This window comes from Larkinella sp. C7 (assembly GCF_006149005.1).
Classification (GTDB): Bacteria; Bacteroidota; Bacteroidia; order Cytophagales; family Spirosomataceae; genus Larkinella.
Genome location: NZ_VBSL01000006.1, coordinates 143,977 through 166,063, shown reverse-complemented (window position 1 = coordinate 166,063; position 22,087 = coordinate 143,977). Strand labels below are relative to the sequence as shown.

Sequence of the window (22,087 nt, the reverse complement as noted above, 5' to 3'; positions counted from 1 at the left end):
AAACGCAAAATTTCCTTCGGTTTTGCACAAACGTTTGCACAGGTCTGAACAAACGTTTGCGCAGGCCAAAACCGTCAGAATCAGAGCCCTGACGCCCCGGTTTTGATTGATTGGTTGTCGGTTTTTCTCCAATTTCAGCATGGAATTGAACCCCAAACCGTCAATCTAACGCGTATTCCAACTCAGCTAACTCCTCCTATGCCTGTTTCTTCCCGCCGAAATTTTCTGCGTACGGCCGCCCTCAGCACCGCTGCTGCGCCCTTTCTTCCTTCGCTGTTCGAACCGGCGGCAGCCGCTTCGAAACCGTCGGCTTTGTCACAGGTTCGTCTCGCTTTTATCGGGGTCGGTTCGCGGGGTCGCAGCCACGTCCGTCAGGCCCTTTTCCGCGATGATGTGGTGATCACGGCCATCTGTGATCCGGACCCGGAAGCCATCAGCCGCACCAACGCCATGATCGAAAAAAGCGGCAAGAAAGTGCCGGTTGCTTTCACGAAAGGCGGGGAGGATTTTGTGAACATGCTCAAGCGCGACGACATCGACGGCGTGGTGATTGCCACCCCCTGGGAATGGCACGTGCCGATGGCCGTTGCCACCATGAAAGCCGGCAAGTATGCCGGTGTGGAAGTATCGGCGACGGTCACGCTGAAAGAATCCTGGGATCTGGTCAATACGTTCGAAAAAACCGGGTCTCATTGCATGATTCTGGAAAACGTCTGCTACCGGCGCGATGTGCTGGCGGTTTTGAACATGATCCGTCAGGGTATGTTCGGCGAAATGCTGTATGCCCACTGCGGGTACCAGCACGACCTGCGAAACGTCAAGTTCAATGGCGGCATGGGCAAAGAAGGCGTCGAATTTGGGGCCAAAGGCTATTCCGAAGCCCGCTGGCGGACGCAGCACTCCGTCGATCGCAACGGGGATCTGTACCCAACGCACGGTCTGGGGCCCGTCGCTCACTGGCTGGATATCAACCGGGGCAACCGGTTTTTGTCCCTGACCTCAACCGCCACCAAAGCCCGGAGCCTGCACAAATATGTGGTTGATAAAGGTGGTTTCGATCATCCCAACGCCAAAGTCAATTTCAAGCTGGGCGATGTGGTTACCACCGTGGTCAATTGCGCAAATGGTGAGAACATCGTCATCATGCACGATACCAACTCCCCCCGCCCCTATTCACTCGGTTTCCGGGCGCAGGGAACGCAGGGCATCTGGATGGATGACGGCAAAACGATTTACCTGGAAGGAACCAGCCCGAAACCGCACCAGTGGGAACCGTTCGCGGCCTATCAGGATAAATACGACCACCCGCTCTGGAAACAACACGGCCAAACGGCCCAGAGTGGCGGCCACGGCGGGATCGACTTTTTCGTGATGCGGGCCTTCATCGAATCCATCAAAGCCCAAACCGCCCCACCGATCGACGTCTACGATGCCGCCGTCTGGAGTGCCATCAGTCCGTTATCCGAACAATCCATTGCGCAGGGCAGCAAACCCATCGAAATCCCGGATTTCACCCGGGGAAAATGGAAAACCAACCGCCCCATTTTCGGCCTGAACGAAATTTATTGATCTGATTTGCTCAACTATCCCACCTGGTCAAAACCGTCCGGTTTTGACCAGGCTACCCTTCGCTTGCCTTTACCGAATGCCCTAAGCCCTTTGCCTTCTGCTTCTTAGTCTCCACTTTATCAATCTTCCAACCCATGAAACAGCTTTCCGTGTGTTTACTTCTGTGGCTATCGGTAACCGTTTGCGGTTATGCGCAGTCAAGCCTGCGGGGCACCATTCGCGACGATGCCGGGCAACCGCTACCGGGAGCCACCATCATCGTCCGTGGCACTACACAGGGCACCACCACCGACGACAAAGGGACTTTCACCGTTCGCACAACGCCAACGGACGTGCTGGAAATCAGTTCCATTGGGTACCAGGGAACCGCCGTAACGGTCGGAAACCGCACAACGATCGAGATTACGCTCAAAAAAGCCGACACCATGCTCGATGAGGTGGTCGTGATGGGGTATACTACCACCAACCAGCGTAACCTGACGGGTTCAGCGCAGGTGGTGACGGCCAAAGAATTGAAAGACGTGACGGCCAACAGCGTCGGCCAGATGCTGCAGGGCAAAGCGGCCGGTGTATTCGTCGGCAGCAGCTCCGGCGATCCGCGCAGTACACCCAAAGTACTCGTTCGGGGCGTTGGAACGCTCACGGCCAGTTCCAATCCGCTCTACGTGGTCGACGGCGTCATTGGCGGGATTCCCAACCCCAGCGACATTGAATCGATCACCGTGTTGAAAGATGCCTCGGCAACGGCTCTGTACGGAGCGCGGGCGTCCAATGGGGTCATTGTCATTACCACCCGACGGGGTGCTTCCGGCAAAACCCGCCTGACTGCCCGGCTGAATCAGGGCGTCGGCACGCTGAGCCTGGGTAACTTCCGGTTACTGGACGGTCCGCAACTGTATGATTTGCAGAAAAGGGTATTTCAGCGCGACCGGCCAACGGGTGTTCTGAACGATTATCTGCCCACGCCCGAAGCCAACGCCAATACCAACTGGTTCGACCAGGCTTTCCGGACGGCCAGCAACACGCTCGCGGAACTGAGTGCGTCGGGCGGTAGTGACAAAACCAAGTTCTTCCTAAGCGGGAACTACTACAAGGAACAGGGCATTTTGCAGGGAACCGGCCTCGACCGGTTTGGCGCACGGCTGAATTTCAGCCACAACATCAGTGACAAATTCCGGGTAAACGTCAACGGGGCCGGGTTGTCGACGCGCGGCTACGACAACAGCAACGGCGGTCTTTACGCGGCTTATACCTACCTGCCCTACGATGATCCGTATTACAACGGACAACCCTATAATCCCGTAACCGGCGCGAAAAAATGGTATGGACGCGATAACGCCAACTTCATTTACAACCGCCAGTTCAACACGTTCAAGGAAAACACGCTGTCGGGTGATCTGCTCTTCAAAGCCGAGTATGACGTATTGCCCTGGCTGACGCTGACAACCACAAACCGCGCCCAAACCAGTTATTACGGCAGTGAAAGCAGCCAGGACATGCGTGGCCCCAGCGCCCTGGATGTGCAGGGACGGCTGGCCAGAACCAACACCCGCGATTATACCTTGCTGACGTCGAACCTGTTGCGCTTCCGGCATAGTTTCAACGGCGGGCATACGCTGGACGGTTTGGCGGGTTACGAATACCAGACCTATTATTACGAATCGCTGGCGGCCACCGGAAAAGGCATTTTCTCCGGCCTGAGCATTCTGGATGCAACCTCGCAACCCGAAACCATCGGCGGAACCAAAACCGACAACGCGTTCTCTTCGTATCTGTTCCAGGCCAACTACGGCTATCAGGATAAATACCTGGTTACGACCTCGTTCCGCCGGGATGGTTCGTCCAAGTTCGGTCGGGATAAGAAATACGGCAACTTCTACGCGGTCGGCCTGACCTGGAATGCCTCCAACGAAGCGTTTCTACGCAGCAATCCACTGCTGACCAACCTCAAATTCCGGTTGAGCTACGGAACCACCGGCAACGCCGACGGCATCAACGACTATGCTTCCCAGGGTTTGTATAACCTGACGGGCCAATACGCCGGTATTCCATCCGCCTACCCGACTCGCATCGAAAACCCGAACCTGTCGTGGGAAGTATCGAACAATACCAACTTCGGAATCGACGCCAGTTTGTGGAACCGGCTTTCGCTCACTGTCGATCTCTACAACCGTCTGACCAACAACCTCTTGTTTAACCGACCACTCCAGGCCACCAGCGGTTACACGTTCATTACGGAAAACGTGGGAGCCGTTCGAAACAAAGGACTTGAAGTGGTTTTATCGGCCGACATTTTGCAGAAAACCGCCCTGAAATGGCGGATGGACATCAATGCCGGTATGAACCGAAACGAGGTGACGGCTCTCTATGGCGACCGCGTGCTGGTCGCCAACGGCCAGCGTCCTTACGCGCTCAATCAGCCGCTCAATAGCTGGTATATGCGCCGGTGGATGGGCGTCGATCCGCAAACCGGTGGACCGCTCTGGGAAAAAGTAGGCACCGACGGCACCAGCACCACGACGAACAACTACAACGACGCCACGATCCAGTTTATCGGCAACAACGCCAACCCCAAACTGTTCGGCGGTTTTCGGCAGGTGCTGAGCTGGAAAGGGCTGGAACTGAACGCTTTCTTTACCTACAGCACCGGTTCCATTCTCTACAACGGCGACCGGAACCTGTTCGACAACGACGGTGCCTACGACCGCTACAACCTCATGGCCTTGCAGGATGGCTGGAGCCGCTGGGAACAACCCGGCGACATTGCCACGCATCCGAAGTACGTCATCGGCGGCAACAACAACGCCCAGCGCCCGTCGTCGCGGTTTCTGGAAAATGGCAACTACCTCCGTCTGCGGAACATCAGCCTGACCTACGATTTGCCGACGGCATTGGTCAGCAAAGCCAAACTGGATGGCGTCCGGCTGTCGGTTTCGGCCGATAACGTGTTCACGATCACGAAGTTTTCGGGCATCGACCCGGACGTAACCGAGACGGGCGAAGTAGGTACGAAATACCCGTTCAGCCGGAAATTGGTTTTTGGTCTCCAGTTTAACTTTTAATCATCAGCACCCATGAACTTCTCTCTTTCGCGCTTTTTGTTGCTGGGCTGTGTGGTGGTAACCACCTCCTGTGAAATTGATACAACCCCGTACAACGGTTTATCCGAGTCGGCGATTCTGCAAGGGGCGCAGGGGCTGCGGGCGGCTACCGACGGAAATTACACCTTCCTGAAAGAGTCCGACTATACCCGTAACCTGTTCATTATGAACGAATATCCGGGCGACAACCTGACCCTCAGCGGCACCACTACCGATGCGCTTTTTCTGACGTATACGTACCGGCACACCTCCGACCAGGCCAACGCGCTCCAGATTTACCGCAAAGCCTATCAGGTTATTGTCGGCGCGAACAAAGTGATTGCAGCCGTTCAGGAAGGCACGTCGAAAGAAATGGATCAGATTCTGGGCGAGAACATCTTTCTGCGAGCCATGGTCCATTTCGAGCTGGTCCGGCTTTTCGGACGGCCGTATGCCCAAAGTCCCGAAACGAATCTGGGCGTGATCATCAAAACCGACACGAAAGCCGACGACAATGCCGCCCGGGCGACGGTGAAGGAGGTCTATGCGTTTGTGGTCAGCGAGTTGCAGAAAGCCGCCAAACTGATGACGGTGACGCGCATCAGCAGTTATGCCACGGCTGCGGCCGCCAACGCGCTGCTTTCGCGGGTGTATCTCTACATGAACGACAACGCCAATGCCATTAAATACGCCGATCTGGTGATTGCAGAAAACCGGTTTACGCTGGCGACACCGACGCAGGTTCCCGATTTTTACACGGTGGAAAATGAGCAGAACAAGGAAGTCATTCTGGCGATCAAACACACGCTGAAAGACGACCGCGCCTGGAGTTCACTGGGTTCGATGCTCTACACCTCACCGGGTGGCGTCGGCTGGGGCGAGGTTTATGCGTCGCAGGACTATCAGGATCTGGTGAACAAAAACGCGAACGACAAACGGCGGACGTTTCTGGTTCGGAAACTGACCGCGCAGGGCGCGCAGGAAAAGCGGAACGGCATCGACAAAGTATACGTCACGAAGTTTTCCAACCAGGGCGGTATTGCGACGCTCAGCTCACCGATTTTGCTGCGGCTTTCGGAAGTATACCTGAACAGGGCCGAAGCCTACGCCAAAACCGGTGCCACAGACAAAGCCATCGCGGATGTCAACCTGATTCGGCAACGGGCGGGGCTGACCGGAACGGAGTTGTATTCGGTATCCGATCTGAAAGGATTACCAACGGTTTTGGACGTCGTGTTGCAGGAGCGCCGGCTCGAACTGGCGTTTGAGGGCCACCGGGCGTATGACCTCTACCGCAATGGCCGCAGCCTGGTTCGGAATTATCCCGGTTATCACAACACCACAACCGGTCAGCAAACCGTTCCGGCGACCGACAAACAAGTGGTTCACCTGATTCCGGAAGCGGAAATTATCTTAAATTCCAACCTGAAGCAGAACCCGTTGTAGTAAACGTCTAATGACTATCCTAAATCCGATCCTTTTTTTAGTTAGTGCCTGGTTTTTCACGCTGACCGGCGATTCGCACGATGCGAATCGCCGGTCGGTTCCCATCGGCGGCAACGCCTGGGTAACAAAACCGTCTCATTCTCCCGAAAAAATCACCAACGACGGCCTGACCGGCTGGACTCATCCGGAAAGTGTCGTTTCCACCTACATCCGGTTCGAACGCGCCGGAACGCTGAAACTATCGGCCACGATGAGCGTTTCGGAAGGCGAAAGCAAGATCCGGGTGAGTGTATTGGGGAAATCCGTCGAGTTTTCGGCCAGCGGCAATGCGGACAAGGAGTATTATCTGGGCGAATGGGCTGTTCCAAAACCGGGCTACGTCAAGATTGACCTACAGGGAGTGACCAAATCCGGCCCGGCGTTCGGGCAGCTTCGTGAACTCGGTATCAGTGGCGATTTAGTCGATGACAAGACGGTTTTTGTCCGCAATAACCAGGGTAATTACTTTCATTGGGGCCGACGTGGGCCATCGGTCCACCTGAAATATACCGCACCGGAGCATTCCGATTCGGAGTGGTTTTACAACGAAATGACAGTTCCTGAAGGCAGTGATGTGCTGGGTTCCTACTTCATGGCCAACGGTTTTGCGGAGGGCTATTTCGGGATGCAGATCAATTCGCCGACCGAACGGCGGATTTTGTTCTCGGTCTGGAGTCCGTTCAAAACCGACAATCCGAAAGATATTCCCGACGATCAGAAAATCCTGCTGGAGAAAAAAGGAGAGGGCGTAACGACCAACGATTTCGGCAACGAAGGGTCCGGCGGACAGAGTTACCTGCGCTACAACTGGAAAGCGGGCCGAACCTACCGGTTTTTGCTCCGGGGCCGACCAACGGAAAACGGGTACACCACCTACACGGCCTATTTCTCCGATGCTGAGGACAAAGACTGGCAGTTGATCGCCAGTTTCAAACGCCCGAAGACGACGACGTACCTCAAATCGCCCCATTCTTTTCTGGAGAATTTTATGCCGAATACGGGTAATACGTCGCGGCAGGTGGCTTTTGGAAACCAGTGGGTTCGGAGCAAAGAAGGCTTCTGGCAGGAATTGGTAAGCGCCAAATTTACCGGCGACGCCACCGCCCGGGCCGGTTTCCGGCAGGATTACGCAGGCGGATTATTGCCAACCCGTCAATTCTTCCTTAAGAATTGCGGTTTTTTTGACGACCATGTTCCGCTCAACACCGATTTTACGCGAAAACCGCTAAAAAAAGCCCCATTGATTGATTTTTCCCGATTACCCTAATTTGTGATTGTTTGATTATGTCCTTTCCGCTGTCTATATCCACGCCGGGTCGCATCTGTCTATTCGGAGAACACCAGGATTATCTGGGCTTGCCCGTTATTGCCGCGGCCATTTCCCAACGCATCCGGATTAACGCCGAATCCACCACGAAGCCGGAGGTTCGGCTGTTTTTGCCCGACATCGACGCCGAAGAACGGTTTTCGTTGGCAACCCTTCCGCTGACGTACCGGCAAGACCGGGATTACTTCCGCAGCGCGGTCAACATTCTGTTGCGGGAAGGTTTCCGGTTTTCGACGGGGATTCAGGGCGAAATCCGGGGCGAGATTCCCATCAATGCGGGTACGTCCAGTTCTTCAGCCCTGTTGGTCACCTGGTTGGCCATTCTCACTCAATTTGCCGACAACCCGCAAACGCTGGCCCCCGAAAAGCTGGCGGAACTCGCCTATGCCGCCGAAGTGCTGGAATTTGGCGAACCCGGCGGCATGATGGACCACTACGCCACGGCGGTTGGGGGCGTAATTTACCTGGAATCCGTTCCGAAAATTCACCTCGAATCCTTTCAGCCGAAACTTGGCGCGTTGGTGCTGGGCGATTCGCGCCAGCCGAAAGACACCATCGGCGTTCTGAAACACGTCAAATTCGGGATGCTTCGCGCAATGGAAAAAATAAAACAGTACGACCCGGCCTTTTTGCTCACCACCTACCCGCTGGAAGCCGCCGACGCATACCGATCGATCCTGACGCCCGATGAAATGGCGTTGCTGAAGGGTAATCTCTCCGACCGCGATGTCCTGCGGGAGGCTCTGGCGATGTTCAAAAGCGGAACCGTCGATCACCAGCGGCTGGGGGCATTGCTCACCATTCACCAGACCAGTCTGCGGGATGCCAAGCGCGTTTCGACGCCTAAAATCGACCACATGATCGACGAAGCACTCAAAGCCGGTGCCTACGGCGGAAAAATCAACGGTTCCGGGGGCGGGGGCTGCATGTTTGCCTACGCGCCCGAAAAACCGGAATCCGTGGCCGAAGCCATCGAGCGGGCAGGCGGTAAGGCATACATCATCCGGGTTGATCAGGGGGTTTCAAAAAATCCGGTTTCAAAAAACCTTTTCATACCCCAATTAAAATAGGACTTTTGTTTCTGCCCCGTTTCCTTCATTTATTTAAATAAACGCAAACTGTGGGATTATTGACCCCGGAGGGGTCCAAAGTTACTTAAACAACAGTTAGGCATGGCATCATCTCATAGTTGGCGGTTATGTTGTTTATACCGATCAGAGAAACGGGGCAAAAAGCAAAAATATATACAAAATTATTAGACACAAGCTCTTAAAAATCAGAACAATAAAAATACATCCATCACTACCCTACAAAAAATATAGATTTAGTTTGGAATACAGAAGAGCGTGTTTTACTTTTGTATCGTTATCTCAATTACTACTTCTGGTAACCAGTAGTTGCCGGTGCGCCGGTTCGAGATTTATACAGAAAGGGGGAGAGACAGGCTCGATGAACCCTTAGCAACTTTCCAAACGATCTGAGGAATCAGTGCTAACCTGCCTAAAAAAATTAGGAACTATAAATTAACAACCATCATGAAAAATCAACCAACGAAGCATCGTTGTGACCCCGATCAGGACTGGCACCTGTGTCCAATCCGATAAGTCACACACCACACAAATGAATAGCCAACGACTCTGATCGTTGGCTATTCGCATTTTTAGCATTCCATTTTTCGTTCAATAGGCCAGCAAACGGCCACAGGCAATGGTACCCAGCCAAAGCAGAATGGAACCAACGGCCGCAGCTTTTGCGCCAACCGGAATTTGACCGGTTTTCCAGGCAGTCGTCGAGCGAAAGGTAATCCGGTGAAAAACCGCCACGTTGATGCCCGCAACGGCCAACAGTCCCATTTTTAGCCAGAAGATCGGGTCTTTTCCCAGCGCTTCGGCATTGGTGCTGAACAGCAGTAAACCGGACGGAATCACCAGAATCAGCCCCCTCCGCGACCAGGGCAGAACATGCATGGCCAGATCGGCAACCGGTATTTTTTTCGAAAAGCCCAGCAGCCGGAAATCAAACAGAAAGGCTCCGCCGACCACCAGAACGATCCCGACGATGTGTACAATTTCCAACGCCGGATATAACCACAGCGACTGACGGATACTCACAGCCAGCGCACTGTTTTCAATGCCTTGCAGCCACTCGACGGGAATGCCCAGCCTCATTTACGCAATTCGTATTTCTTCCCGTCGATGAAGATGCGCTCCGCCCGCATTTCGTTTTTGACGGTTTTGTGTGGATAACCGACCACCCGCAACGAACCGCCTTTTTTCAGCATGGCCGCACTTACGCCCCGCTCGTTCATCCGGCTCGTGGGGGCCAGATAGACCAGCCAGGTTTTGTCCTTGTCTTTCACTTTGGCCGTGGCATGCGGATTTTCGTACTTCGATTCCTCGATGGTGCCGGTATAATCCAGCACTTTGGTCTGGTCGTAATCACCCCAACCGTGGTGGAGGGGTGCAAAGGCGGTTCCCAGAAACAGGAGCAACGCAAACGAGCAGTTTTTCAGTAAGGTCATGGGAGTTTGGAGTTATGTTGGAATATAGATGAAAGAGTAAAGACAAGAGAGTAAAGACAGGAGAGTACAAAGAAACCGTGATCAAGTCTTTATTCTCTTGTCTATCTTCTCATTTCTATAAAATACGCACCGGCAAATCCCGAATCCGCTTGCCGCAGGCCCGGTAAATGGCGTTGGTCAGGGCGGCCGCCGTTGGACCCTGGGCGGCTTCGCCCGCACCCAGCGGTTTTTCGGTCGGCCGGGCGATCACCACGACTTCCACTTCCGGGATGTCACTAAACCGAAAGATCGGGTACGAACGCCAGTCGCGGCTGCTAACGTGCTCACGACCAAAGGTAACCTGTTCTTTCAGCGTCCAACTGGCCGACTGAATCATGCCGCCTTCGGTCTGGTTTTTCAGGCCGTCGGGGTTGATCACTTCACCGGCGTCAATCACCGACCACATTTTCCGAACCTGAACGGTACCGGTTTTGATGTCAACGAAAACCCGGGCGGCAACGGCACAGTAGGTCGCTACATTTTTATAACGGGAAAACGCAAAACCGATTCCCTCATTGGCAGCCACTTTTTCGGAACGTGTCAATTCCTGAAGTTTTTTGATTACGGCTACTGCCCGTTCGTCGTCCAGATGCGCCAGGCGGAATTCCAGCGGATCTTGCCCGGCTTTTTCGGCCAGCTCGTCCATAAACGACTCAATCGCAAACACGTTGGCGTAGGCCCCCAGACTCCGCAAAGCCGAAACCCGCAGCGGTCCTTCAAAAAAATGAGCATCGACTTTCAGGTTCGGAATGGTGTAATACGGCTCCGAGTTGCGATACCCGCCCCCGCTATACCCGCCCGTTGGCGCGGAAAACGGTTTATCAATCGACCGGGCCGCCAGCAAATTGCCCGGCTCTCCGCCCGGCCGGGTGCTGTGGGAGTCGGTCCAGAGATCATACCGCCAGTGGGTTATTTTTCCGGAACGATCCAGCCGGGCTTCGGCTTCCATCTGCATGGCGCTGCCGTAGGGTTCCCAGCCGTGTTCATCGTCGCGCGACCATTGCAGCCGAACGTGTTTGCCCGGATAGGCCATCGCCAGCAAAGCCGCATCAGCCGCTACATCGTCCGCGCCGTTGTGACCGTAGCAGCCCGAACCGGGAACGCCCACGACATGAATCGCATCCGTTTCCAGCCCCAGCATCTTTTTCAGTGCTTCCCGAAGCGGATAAACACCCTGGCTGTGCGTCCAGATGTGCAGCTTGTTTTCCTGATAAAGCGCCACCGCGCAGGACGGGCCAATCGACCCGTGCATGTGATACGGCTTGAAATAACGGGCTTGCAACAAAATACCTTCCGTCTGCTCCGGTGCTTTCAGATCACCGGATTCTTTGACGGTTCGGGTTTTAGCCGGGAGTTTTTTAATGTATTCCGCCAGCCTCTTTTCATCCGGCAACGGTTTGGCGGTTTCCCAGCGGGCCTGTTCGCGGGCAAACCACTGGGCCTGAACCGCTTCGTATTCTTCGGTTGCCAGAATGCCCACAAAGTTGCCGTTGATAACGGTTTTCAGGACACCCGGTATGGTTTTCTTCAAAGCCGCAACATCAAAGAAGCGAAGTTTGGCACCGTGCGCCAGTGGTCGTACGATTCGCGCGTGTACCATGCCCGGAAACCGCAGATCCTGGACGTAAACCGGCTCCCCACGCGTCATTCGCTCAATATCGGTTCGGAGAATGGGTTTGCCCACCCAACGGTAGTCGGATTTGGATTTGAGCGCAACCGGCAATTGAACGGTATCTTCCAGTTGCTTTCCGTTCAGCAATTGGGCAAACGTAAGTTGCTCCGTGCCGGTTTTCAGCTCCACCTTCCCGTTGGTGATGCGGAGCTGATTGCCCGGTTTATTCCACCGTTTGGCGGCCAGTTCCAGCAGTTTCTGCCGGGCGGCTGCGGCTGCGTACCGCACGGCCATCGCGCTATTTTCAATCGAACCACTCCCGGCGGTGTAGCCTTCGTGGGGCGTGCGACCGGTTTCGGCCAGGTGAACCTCGACCTTGTTCAAATCCATGTCCAGTTCCTCGGCGGCCACCTGCGCAATGGCGGTGCGAATGCCCTGCCCCAGTTCCAGTTTGCCGGTAAAAACCCGAATCCGGCCGTCGTCCAGCACCTCCAGCCAGGCGTTGATCTGGGGCTGTTGTCGCAGGCTCCCCGGCAGCGAATCCTGCAATGGCGGTTTTTCGGAAGCCGACAACGGCTGACAGGAAAAGGAAAACCCAATGGTCAGACAACCGGCGGTTTTCAGGAAATTCCGTCGTGATTGGGTGAGTGAGTCCGCAGTTTCTTTCATTCCGGGAGGATTTAGACGTTACGGATTGGCTTCTTTGGCCGCTTGCCGAATGGCCCGGATGATGCGCGACTGCGTTCCACACCGGCACAAAACCCGCTCCATGCCCTGGCGAATGGCGGTATCATCGGGCTGTTTATTTTCAGCCAGCAACGCCGTGGCCGAGATCACCATGCCATTGAGGCAATAGCCACACTGGGCGGCTTGCTGTTCCACAAATGCCCGTTGTACCGGACTTAAGGATCCGTTCGGTTGGGTAAGTCCTTCTAAAGTGACGATGGATTGTTTCTTAATTGTTCCGACCGGTAACAGGCAACTGGGTGTCGCTTTGCCGTCGAGTAGCACCATACAGGCACCACATTGCTCCAGACCGCAGCCGTATTTGGGGCCGTTCAGTTCGAGGTTATTCCGCAATACGTACAACAGGGGCGTATTCGGATCGACCTCCACCGTATGCGGTTTTCGGTTTACCTCAATAACCAGCCGGGCTTTCATCGTCTTGCTATTTGATTCACAGGTAAAAAAAGGAACAACCCGTAAAAAAGCAATTTGTTGACAGGAAGTACCCGTAGTCGGTCGGTAATAGAGACGCCTATCCTTTTTCCTGCACCAGAAAATCCTTCAGGCAGCCGCGAATCGCAACGATCAGATCATATTCGGTCGATTCCAAAACGAATTTTTCAGGAAGTTTGCAGAATTGCATAAAGGCCGTCAGCCGCTCCTCTTTTAGCTCCGTAATGCGCGAAATCCAGATGGGGTCCAGCCGCGACTGGTAGCGTTTCCTGTTTTGCTCGGCCTGTGTAAACTGCTGTAATTTCCGCTCGTTTTTGGCTTCTTTGCTAAACTTGCCGTATAGCGCAGAAACCGGTCCTTTCAGCGTCATTTTGGGGGCCAAAGTCGCGTAGTCGTAGCCCATTCGACCGATATTTCCCATGGAAATGCCGACGAGTTCCGGGGGTGTCTTGATTTCGATGAGCGGTTTTTCAGCAATATTCAGCTTCATGAATTCCTGCTTGAAGCGGCTTTCGGTCCAGCCTTTGATGACGACTTCGTTCAGCATTTTCACATCCTGAACCATTTCAATCACCAATTCCTGCTCTGTGGGTGGCACGGCGAGTTGAACGGCTTTATAGCCGATGCAGGAAATCAGCAGGGTGTCGTTGGGAAAAGCCGTGATCCGAAAATGACCGGCTTCGTTGCTGAGGGTGGCCCGGCGGAGGGAGGTGTTTTGTACCGTTGCCGACACGATTGGTTTCTGGCTGTTCTGATCGACTACCGAACCGCTTCGGATGTCCTGAGCGCTGCCGACCGCTGCCGTTAGTACCGAAAACAGAAAGAAAAGTAGTGCGTTTTTCATACCCTGTGGAAACCTGTGCTATCATCCGAACGCAAACTAACCGTTTTTAGGATAAGCCGCGTGGATTTTAACATTTTTTAGGGTTCCACGAGACGCCGAGTCAGAGCCCAATGCACCGGTCAATGCTCTTCTTCGGCGGTTTGAATAAACGCTCTGGCTTTTCGGATGTTGGCGTTCATGAGGTCAGTTTCGATCAGACCATCCCGGAGCCGGACAATCCGGTGGGCGTATTCGGCAATGTCTTCTTCGTGCGTCACCATAATAACCGTGTTGCCCTTGCTGTGAATCTGATCGAACAGATCCATGATTTCGTACGACGTCTTGCTGTCGAGGTTACCCGTCGGCTCATCCGCCAGCAGAATACTGGGGTCGTTCACCAGTGCCCGTGCCACGGCCACGCGTTGTCGCTGACCACCGGAAAGCTCGTTGGGCCGGTGGCCCGCCCGGTGTTCCAGCCCGACGTTTTTCAGGGCCTGCATGGCTTTTTCCGTGCGGTCGGCTTTGTTAAACCCCGCATAAATCAGCGGCAGGGCTACGTTTTCCAGCGAAGTTTGGCGGGGCAGCAGGTTGAAGGTTTGAAACACGAACCCAATTTCCTTGTTCCGGACTTCGGCCAGCGCGTTTTCGCTCATGTTGCTGACGTCCAGGCCATTCAGGATGTACGTACCGGACGTGGGCGTATCCAGGCAACCAACGATGTTCATCAGCGTCGATTTGCCCGAACCCGACGGCCCCATAAACGCCACGTATTCGCCTTTTTTGATCGTAATGGTCACCGATTTCAACGCTTCGATGACTTCACTGCCCATCACGTACCGTTTTGAGATCTCGTTGGTTTCAATAATATTCTTGCTCATGATCAGTTAGAAGCGTCAGCGCCATACGGAAACCGCATGACTACGGTGACTAGGTGGCGGCAATTTTGCGTTTACGCAGAAAAAAATTTCGGACAAACAAGCCCGTCAGGATCAGCATTTCGGCGTTCGGCAAGTCGGTCACCAACTCGATGGTGCCTTCATCGGCCAGAAACATCCGGGTGCGGTCGTAATGAATGATCTCCTGAGCGGTTTTTGATTCCGGCTTATCGGCGACGAGACTCCATTCGTGCATCATGAAATTTTCACGCTGCCAGGTGTATTTTTCACCGGTTTCCAACTGAACAACCGCGCCATTGAAGCCTTCAAAATCAATCCGGCCAATGATTTGATCACCGGCAGTTTTGTCGTGGATATTGACCGAGTGAACCAGAAACCCCGCAACGTCGAAAAAGATGTGAACGCCGTTCAGGTGTGCATCGACATCCCGCACCAACAGGTCGCGGTGCATACCTCCAACGACTTCATCACCTTTCATGATCACCACGCTCCGGCTGAACGCTGCTTTAACCCAGTGAAGTTGCTTTTCCATAAAAAGAGGGGAGTAGAAACCACCTCTTAAACTTACTCAATTTATTGAAATGCCTCCCGCTGTTTTTCAATCAACGCGCGTTTCGCCTGATAGCTTACCAGAAATGCCTGATAATCGGCAGGTGACGTAGCCGCCCGCAACCGCGCCAGACTCTCTTCGGCATAATCGGCCAGGCCCAGATCGAGGCAAAGCAGGGCATACAGTTTCAGCAGGGCCGGGTTCCGCTCGTTCAGGGGCAAGGCTTCGAGGACGCGATTATAGGCTTTTTCGGATTGGCCATTGTCCCGCTCAAAACCGGCTGCAGCCGCCACCAGTTCGGCATTGAACGGAGCCTGCCGAAGGGCCTCTTCATACAACCGGCGAGCCTCAGCCGGTTGTTTTTTGGCCTGATAGGCCTGTGCTAACACCAAATCCTTCTCAGCCTGAAAAGCCGCTGCAACGGATTGCCGGGCGTCCGTAATGGTCTGATCGTACTGCCCCTTTGCATTTCGCAGCCGCAGGTAAGCAATGGTCATCGCGGAGCCGGCATACGCATTCAGTTTTGCTTCCTGCGGGATTTGTTCGTACCAGCCTTGGGCAACCGGGATTTGCTCAAGGCCTAAATACCGGCTGACCAGTGTCGATGCAACAATCGTTTTCAGGTTATCATCCCGCATGGAGCTATACAACACCCGCTGTGGCCCGGCCTGATCGATCAGCGGGTCATACAACAGCACAAAGGCTTTTTCCAGATCGGATGAGGGTTGTTTTTGGGCGTATAAAACCTCCGCCAGACCCCGCACACCAGAATCGTTCTGCCCGGCAATTTCCCAGAGCGGCCGGGCCATGAGCGGATCGCCCGATTTAGTCAGCGCCAGGGCCTGGTAATACATCGAAAGCGTGTCGGCATTTTGCGCCAGCATATCGGCAGCCTTGCGATTCAGGCCCTGTTCCATCATCCAAAGTCCCGAAATGAAGTTGTAAAATGCCCCATTCTGCTGGTTGTCGCGGGCCAGTTGCTCGGTAATTTCAAAAGCAGTGCGTTTGTTGCCGGTATAATACTGGACCGCCGATTGGGCAAAGAGCAAATCGTCCGTAAAATCCTGATTCGCCGGATTCTCGCCCGTCCGTCTCAGAACCGTGAGCAAAGTCGTGTCGGCACGCCGGTTCTGAACGGCATAATTATACAACCGGGCAAACCGGGACACATTCAGCCCTTCTTCCGCGTTCGGTTCACTGAGCCAGGCCGGACGCGGAACGGCCGCGCTGTCGGTGGTATTCCGAAAAAAAGCCAAAGCGGCCCGGTTGGCTTCATACGATTCATAGGTACCGGCTTTTGACACGTTCGCCAGCGAATCGAGCGAAACCAGCCGTGGATTGCGCGCCCAGAACGCCAGCAGATTGGTTTGCGGAACCTCTTCGCGAGCGGTGTTGCCGGTCGAAGCCGCCAGATAATAATAGGCCGAATCGGCCACGCTGGTTCGGGCGTAGAGGTAGCCGAGGTTATTTTGCAATTCGCCGTTTTTCGGAAAAGCGCGAATGCCCCGTTGCAGCATTTTGATCGCTTCAAACAACAGGTTGTCGCCCAGCAACACCGACGTCAGCCCGGCATACGCCTGGGGCGACGGCTGTTTCAACAACGCCTGATTGAAGTAATAAGCCGCCGTGACCTTGTCGCCCTGCGTCAGGGCCAGCGACGCCAGGGCGTAATTGGATTTATGGTTCTGGAACTCACTGGCTAACGCGAGGGTATAATATTGCTCCGCCACCCGCAGTTCGCCCGTAGCGGCATGAAAATCACCCACGGTATTGAAATACCCGGCGGTGGCCTGCTTGAAGGTGAAGAAACTTTGGTAGGCCCCGATCAAAACCGTCAGCACAGCGGCAATCAAGCGGGTTTGCTGCAACGAAAGCTGCGTGGGTTTGTACAGCACTTTATAAACCGGCAGGCCCTGGCGGTAGATCGGCAGAAAATTAAAAACCACGTAGACGACAAACAGCAGTCCGCCAGCCAGGTGGGTATACACGATCATGTCCTCCAGAGCCTCTACCAGCGGGTCGTTGGCCGAGGAAAAGGCGTAGGTAATGGTCATGACGGTTATGAGGGCTAGACCGAGGTACAAAAACGCCCCGCCATCGCGAAACGACAGAAAGGCTTCGTTCTGGCGCAACTGCTGTCGAAATCCCCAGATGCCCAGCACCAGCGAAACCACAAACAAAACGAAGGGGCTGATTACCACCGGATTCCAGTCAATCACTTTGGTGTTACTCAGCCAGATCAACAGCAGGTTGACGAGATACAACAAACTGATGAGCAGGAAATTGTTCATGCCCAGTGGGCGTCCCGAACCGTCGCTTCGGTTGGTGCGGGTCACCGAGGTCAGGTAGACGAGAGCCGCAATGCTTTCCGTCGAAATCCAGAAAATGAATCCCAGCGAAATCACCAGCAGACCCGGTAGCGCATAGCCGACAAAAGCCGACGCCGGCAACGGTTGTCCGGCCAGCCGGTTGACCACCAGCCAGCCCGGCACGATCATGCCCGCAAAAACGGCCAGCCGAACGGGTAGCGAAACGTACGATTTGAACGCATGAAAATAGTAGCTGACCAGACCGAGCGCCAGCACGACGAGCACAAACGGCAACCGCCCCCCGAAAGCCGTTCCTAAAAAACCGGGTAGTTGCAGCACTTCCAGCCGGAACGTAGCGACGAGCACAATCAACACGCCCATGGCGACCAGATACGGCCAGCGTTGCAACCGGGTGGCCGCCGACAGAATGAACGCCAGCCCCAGGCAAATGCCCAGCGTAACCAGTTTAGCCGCCACCACATTCCCCTGCATGGCCGACGCAACGAACTGTTCCGTAACGACATAGGCTTTGCCCGCAACGGAGTAATCAAACAAACCGTCGGTAAAGGTGCCGATGGACGCCGGTAGTTCCGTCAGTTCACTCAGGACATCCCAGCGAACGACGTTTTGCAGGCCCTTCATCCAGGCCCAGATCATGCCCGTGATGGCCGTAACGAATAGCAGTAAACCCGCCCAATAGGCGATTCGATGGGCGGTATTCCAGTTTTTCCAGAAAAAAAGCATAGGATCAAAAACGAACCGGCAAGTTTCAAAAACTTTGCCGGTTAAACTACCCATAGCAACGCTGGGGCGGATGAGTTAGTGCGTGTTTCCGGGTTTGATCCGGTAAATCCATTTATTTTTACCGCCCCGTAACCAGGTGGATCATTCCTCTTTAACGGTTCGAAGACGAGCCGCTTAACCTGTTTACATACAAATAAGACCGATTCCAGCTGAAATCTTTGTTTTGTGCAAACCGCAGAATTCGGGTTATTATCAGCGAACTAACTGGAACAAAAACGATTTCGTCTTGTAAATCTTAAAAATAGATTAAAAGGCAACTTGGGTTTAAGCAAATTATCATCTAATTTTGCGGTCGCATTGAGTACGCTTTTCCTATTAAAATTTCTCAACTTCATAGCATGACAACTGCAACAGCAACGAATACGGGTAAAATCACGCAGGTGATCGGCCCGGTTGTTGACGTGAGTTTTGAGGGCGAAGGGTCGCGGCTACCGTCGATTCTGGATGCTCTGGAAGTCACAAAAGCCAATGGCCAAAAAGTTATATTGGAGTGCCAGCAACACCTCGGTGAAGACCGTGTCCGGACGATTTCGATGGACGCCACCGAAGGACTGGAGCGCGGGATGACCGTGGTCCACCTGGGCACTCAGATTACCATGCCGACTGGCGACGGAATTCGCGGACGGTTGTTCAACGTCGTAGGTACGGCCATCGATGGAATTCCCCAGCCGAAAAGCACCGGCGGTTTACCCATTCACCGGAACGCTCCGAAGTTTGAGGACCTCGCCACATCCACCGAAGTACTTTTCACCGGGATCAAGGTGATCGACTTGCTCGAACCCTACGCTAAGGGTGGTAAAATCGGTCTGTTCGGTGGTGCCGGGGTAGGAAAAACCGTATTGATCCAGGAATTGATCAACAACATTGCCAAAGCATACGCTGGTCTTTCGGTATTTGCCGGTGTGGGAGAACGGACCCGTGAAGGGAATGACCTGCTGCGCGAAATGATCGAAGCCGGTATTATCAAATACGGCGACAACTTCAAGCACTCCATGGAAGAAGGCGGCTGGGATTTGTCGAAAGTAGACGCGGAAGAACTGAAAGAAAGCCAGGCTACCTTCATCTTCGGTCAGATGAACGAACCTCCCGGAGCCCGCGCCCGTGTCGCCCTGTCGGGGCTGACGATTGCGGAACACTTCCGCGATGGTGACGGCACCGGACAAGGCCGCGACATTCTGTTCTTTATCGATAACATTTTCCGGTTTACGCAGGCCGGTTCGGAAGTGTCTGCTCTTTTGGGTCGGATGCCTTCGGCGGTAGGGTACCAGCCCACGCTGGCCACCGAAATGGGAACCATGCAGGAACGGATTACGTCGACCAAACGCGGCTCAATCACTTCGGTACAAGCGGTTTACGTACCGGCCGATGACTTGACTGACCCGGCACCGGCTACGACCTTTGCCCACTTGGATGCCACGACGGTATTGAGCCGGAAAATTTCCGAGTTAGGTATCTACCCGGCGGTGGATCCGCTGGATTCAACCTCCCGGATTCTGACCGCCGAAATCCTGGGTGACGAGCATTACAATACCGCTCAGCGCGTAAAGGAAATTCTGCAACGCTACAAAGAATTGCAGGATATCATCGCCATCCTCGGGATGGAAGAACTTTCGGAAGAAGATAAGCAGACGGTAAACCGCGCACGTCGCGTGCAACGCTTCCTGTCGCAGCCGTTCTTCGTGGCCGAGCAGTTCACCGGTTTGAAAGGCGTACTGGTTCCGATCGAAGAAACCATCCGGGGCTTCAATGAAATCATCGACGGCAAGTGGGACCACCTGCCCGAAGCCGCCTTCAACCTCGTTGGAACCATCGACGACGCAGCCGCCAAAGGCGAGCGTCTGTTGAAGGAAGCGGGAAAATAATAGTAGATCAAAAGACAAGAGAGGTGAGATAAAAGACATCATTGTAACGGTTGTCTTTTGTCTCATTGCTTAAATCTTTCATCTTACAGTAAAAGCAACATGCAACTCGAAATCATTACACCCGATAAGAAGGTCTTTACCGGTGAGGCTACCGCCGTTACTTTTCCGGGTACGGAGGGTCAGTTTCAGGTTCTGAACGACCACGCTCCCATTGTCAGCACGCTGGCGCGGGGACCGGTTACGGTGGCTACCAGCTCCGGCACCCAGACGTTTACCGTCGATGGTGGCGTGGTGGAAGTGCTGAATAACAAAGTACTGGTGCTGGCCGAAGCGGTTATTGCGGCTTAATCGGGTATCGACTATCCATACAAAGCGGACCGGTCTGGAAAGATCGGTCCGCTTTTCGTGTATATAATACGGGGTTAGTCAACCCTGAAAAGATTGTTGGGACCTACCTCACCGCGCCGTCATTTTCCGCTTGCCATCCTGAATCAGTTCCAGTGCTTTTTCTAAATCCCGGTCGCGCTGCTTGATGCGGTCCGTAACGGTGTAGTCAATGGGATAGTCGGGCATCACACCGCGCCCCTGGTCGGGATTCCGACTGGCGGTGGCAATCCAGAAAACCGGAAAACGAACCCGGAGCCGGGTTTCGGGCAAGGTCAGGGTTTGAATAATACCGCCGTTGCAGCCCGCTTCGCCCCCACCGGTTTCCTGACCGATGATGGTGACGGGCCGCTGGGCTTTCAGGCTGGCAGTAAAAATGGAAGCCGCCGAGAAGGTTCGGCCACTGGTGAGAATATACACTTTTCCGCTAAACCGATGATCGGAAGCCGGTTTGTTCCAGCCGACATTGGATTTACCAAACTGGTAGCGGCCACCGTCCGATTTCATGTAGCGGAAATTCTGCCGCAACAGCCGCTTCTCTTTCCGGTCGAAATACGAACAGGAATTAGGCCGGCGGACGCGGCATTCGGCCCGGTCGACCTGCCGGAAATCCGACTTCATCAGGTACGACATCAGATCCGAGCCGATTTCAGCATTTCCACCGGTATTCTGCCGTAAGTCGATCACCAGATCCTGCACTTTCAGTTTTTCCAGCGTTTCAAACACCTCCCGGTGATAGGACCCGTAGTGATCGTAGCCAAAACTGTTGATGATCAGCATAGCCGCCGTCGAATCACCGTTCAGAAAATGCAGCGAGCGCATGAGTTGCAATTTGGCATCCTCATCGAAAAAAGAAGCTTCTGTTTTAGACCGGTTTTTCCGGCTTCGCTTGACGGTTGCCGGGGCTGGCGTCGTCGGAATATCCCCCGTACTGACCGGACGGCGACGAACGGTGGTGATGCGCTCAGAACTCGTGGTGTCCCGCACGGTCAGTGTCCAGGGCGAATGGCCGTCAAAATGCCGCCAGTAGGTTTCTTCGAGGTGGTACAATTCCAGAAAATAATTCTTGAAAGTCTGGTTATAACCGTCTGACGGCCAGCGATCCCGGGCGGCCTGAATAATTTCTTTGACCGGATGCCCCCCCATTTTGAGCACTTCCGTACCGCAAACCAGCGAGGAATCCGTGCTGCGGTTTCGGCCAATAAACATCCGGTCGTTTTGCAGAATAATATCGAAGGGTAGCCATTCGGGCTGCGGTTTTTGCCCTTTCCGGCTGGAAGAGAGCGATTCCTGCACATCGGTGTGGCCACAACGTATCTGGACAATCAGCGGGCGCAGCAACTCCCGAAACTCCACTTCAGACATCGGACGGTAGAGTTGCCGGGCCACGGCGTCGAAATTACGGTTCATTTCCTCGCGCGGGGCATACCGGTACAAGCTCGGATGGCGCTCTTCCAACGTCTTCCGCAGTACCGCAAAGTCGCTCCGCAACTGCTCGACCGTATACATCCGGGGGCGATACGTCGCTTTTTTCGGATGGCCCGGAAAACAATAAGCTGTGCTGATGGTCAGTGCCAGCAGCAACGCAAGGAACCGCATACTATTTTTCTGACTAAATCAGTAAATTCGGTTCCCGAAACTACCCTT

General features: G+C 54.2%; 16 protein-coding genes and 1 riboswitch. Of the genes, 7 read left to right on the top strand and 9 right to left on the bottom strand.

Annotated features, from left to right (window positions below; translation table 11 throughout):
• Positions 1-198 precede the first annotated feature (198 nt).
• The 5 genes from FH871_RS16945 (at position 199) to FH871_RS16925 (ending at position 8,531) form a co-directional block, all read left to right on the top strand.
• Positions 199-1,569 (top strand): Gfo/Idh/MocA family protein, encoded by a 1,371-nt coding sequence (locus FH871_RS16945; RefSeq protein WP_138992603.1) that lies wholly within the window; start codon positions 199-201, stop codon positions 1,567-1,569.
• 134 nt (positions 1,570-1,703) lie between these two features.
• Positions 1,704-4,631 carry a SusC/RagA family TonB-linked outer membrane protein gene (locus FH871_RS16940; RefSeq protein WP_138992602.1) on the top strand — a complete coding sequence of 976 codons (2,928 nt, stop codon included), beginning with the start codon at positions 1,704-1,706 and terminating at the stop codon, positions 4,629-4,631.
• Positions 4,632-4,643: 12 nt separating this feature from the next.
• On the top strand, positions 4,644-6,095 hold the full coding sequence (locus FH871_RS16935) for a RagB/SusD family nutrient uptake outer membrane protein (RefSeq protein WP_138992601.1): 1,452 nt from the start codon (positions 4,644-4,646) through the stop codon (positions 6,093-6,095).
• 10 nt (positions 6,096-6,105) lie between these two features.
• Positions 6,106-7,401, top strand: coding sequence for a DUF3472 domain-containing protein (locus FH871_RS16930; protein ID WP_138992600.1), 1,296 nt, complete (start codon positions 6,106-6,108; stop codon positions 7,399-7,401).
• 17 nt (positions 7,402-7,418) lie between these two features.
• Complete coding sequence (locus FH871_RS16925; protein ID WP_138992599.1) at positions 7,419-8,531, top strand: mevalonate kinase; 1,113 nt, start codon at positions 7,419-7,421, stop codon at positions 8,529-8,531.
• A gap of 347 nt (positions 8,532-8,878) precedes the next feature.
• Positions 8,879-8,986, top strand: a riboswitch (SAM riboswitch).
• A gap of 154 nt (positions 8,987-9,140) precedes the next feature.
• Here FH871_RS16925 and FH871_RS16920 read toward each other — a convergent pair.
• From FH871_RS16920 to FH871_RS16885, 8 genes are all read right to left on the bottom strand, one after another.
• A complete protein-coding gene (locus FH871_RS16920) occupies positions 9,141-9,629 on the bottom strand; it encodes a DUF6644 family protein (RefSeq protein WP_138992598.1) in 489 nt (162 codons plus the stop codon).
• Complete coding sequence (locus tag FH871_RS16915) at positions 9,626-9,982, bottom strand: DUF6152 family protein (protein ID WP_138992597.1); 357 nt, start codon at positions 9,980-9,982, stop codon at positions 9,626-9,628. The genes FH871_RS16920 and FH871_RS16915 overlap by 4 nt, the downstream gene beginning before the upstream one ends.
• 115 nt (positions 9,983-10,097) lie before the next feature.
• Positions 10,098-12,302 (bottom strand): molybdopterin cofactor-binding domain-containing protein, encoded by a 2,205-nt coding sequence (locus tag FH871_RS16910; RefSeq protein ID WP_138992596.1) that lies wholly within the window; start codon positions 12,300-12,302, stop codon positions 10,098-10,100.
• 18 nt (positions 12,303-12,320) lie between these two features.
• A complete protein-coding gene (locus FH871_RS16905; protein ID WP_138992595.1) occupies positions 12,321-12,794 on the bottom strand; it encodes a (2Fe-2S)-binding protein in 474 nt (157 codons plus the stop codon).
• Between the two features lie 97 nt (positions 12,795-12,891).
• A complete protein-coding gene (locus FH871_RS16900) occupies positions 12,892-13,656 on the bottom strand; it encodes a carboxypeptidase-like regulatory domain-containing protein (RefSeq protein ID WP_138992594.1) in 765 nt (254 codons plus the stop codon).
• A 119-nt stretch (positions 13,657-13,775) separates the two neighbouring features.
• Positions 13,776-14,513 carry an ABC transporter ATP-binding protein gene (locus tag FH871_RS16895; protein ID WP_114408651.1) on the bottom strand — a complete coding sequence of 246 codons (738 nt, stop codon included), beginning with the start codon at positions 14,511-14,513 and terminating at the stop codon, positions 13,776-13,778.
• Positions 14,514-14,562: 49 nt separating this feature from the next.
• Positions 14,563-15,063 (bottom strand): hypothetical protein, encoded by a 501-nt coding sequence (locus FH871_RS16890; RefSeq protein WP_138992593.1) that lies wholly within the window; start codon positions 15,061-15,063, stop codon positions 14,563-14,565.
• 41 nt (positions 15,064-15,104) lie between these two features.
• Positions 15,105-18,134 (bottom strand): lipopolysaccharide assembly protein LapB, encoded by a 3,030-nt coding sequence (locus tag FH871_RS16885; protein ID WP_138992592.1) that lies wholly within the window; start codon positions 18,132-18,134, stop codon positions 15,105-15,107.
• A 398-nt stretch (positions 18,135-18,532) separates the two neighbouring features.
• Here FH871_RS16885 and atpD point away from each other — a divergent pair, with 398 nt between their 5' ends.
• Entirely contained in the window at positions 18,533-20,056 is a 1,524-nt protein-coding gene (gene atpD / locus FH871_RS16880) for a F0F1 ATP synthase subunit beta (protein WP_138992591.1), read from the top strand.
• 99 nt (positions 20,057-20,155) lie between these two features.
• Positions 20,156-20,404 carry an ATP synthase F1 subunit epsilon gene (gene atpC, locus FH871_RS16875; protein ID WP_114408647.1) on the top strand — a complete coding sequence of 83 codons (249 nt, stop codon included), beginning with the start codon at positions 20,156-20,158 and terminating at the stop codon, positions 20,402-20,404.
• Positions 20,405-20,512: 108 nt separating this feature from the next.
• Here the strand turns inward: atpC and FH871_RS16870 are convergent, their stop codons facing one another.
• Positions 20,513-22,039 carry a S41 family peptidase gene (locus FH871_RS16870; RefSeq protein ID WP_138992590.1) on the bottom strand — a complete coding sequence of 509 codons (1,527 nt, stop codon included), beginning with the start codon at positions 22,037-22,039 and terminating at the stop codon, positions 20,513-20,515.
• Between the last annotated feature and the right edge of the window lie 48 nt (positions 22,040-22,087).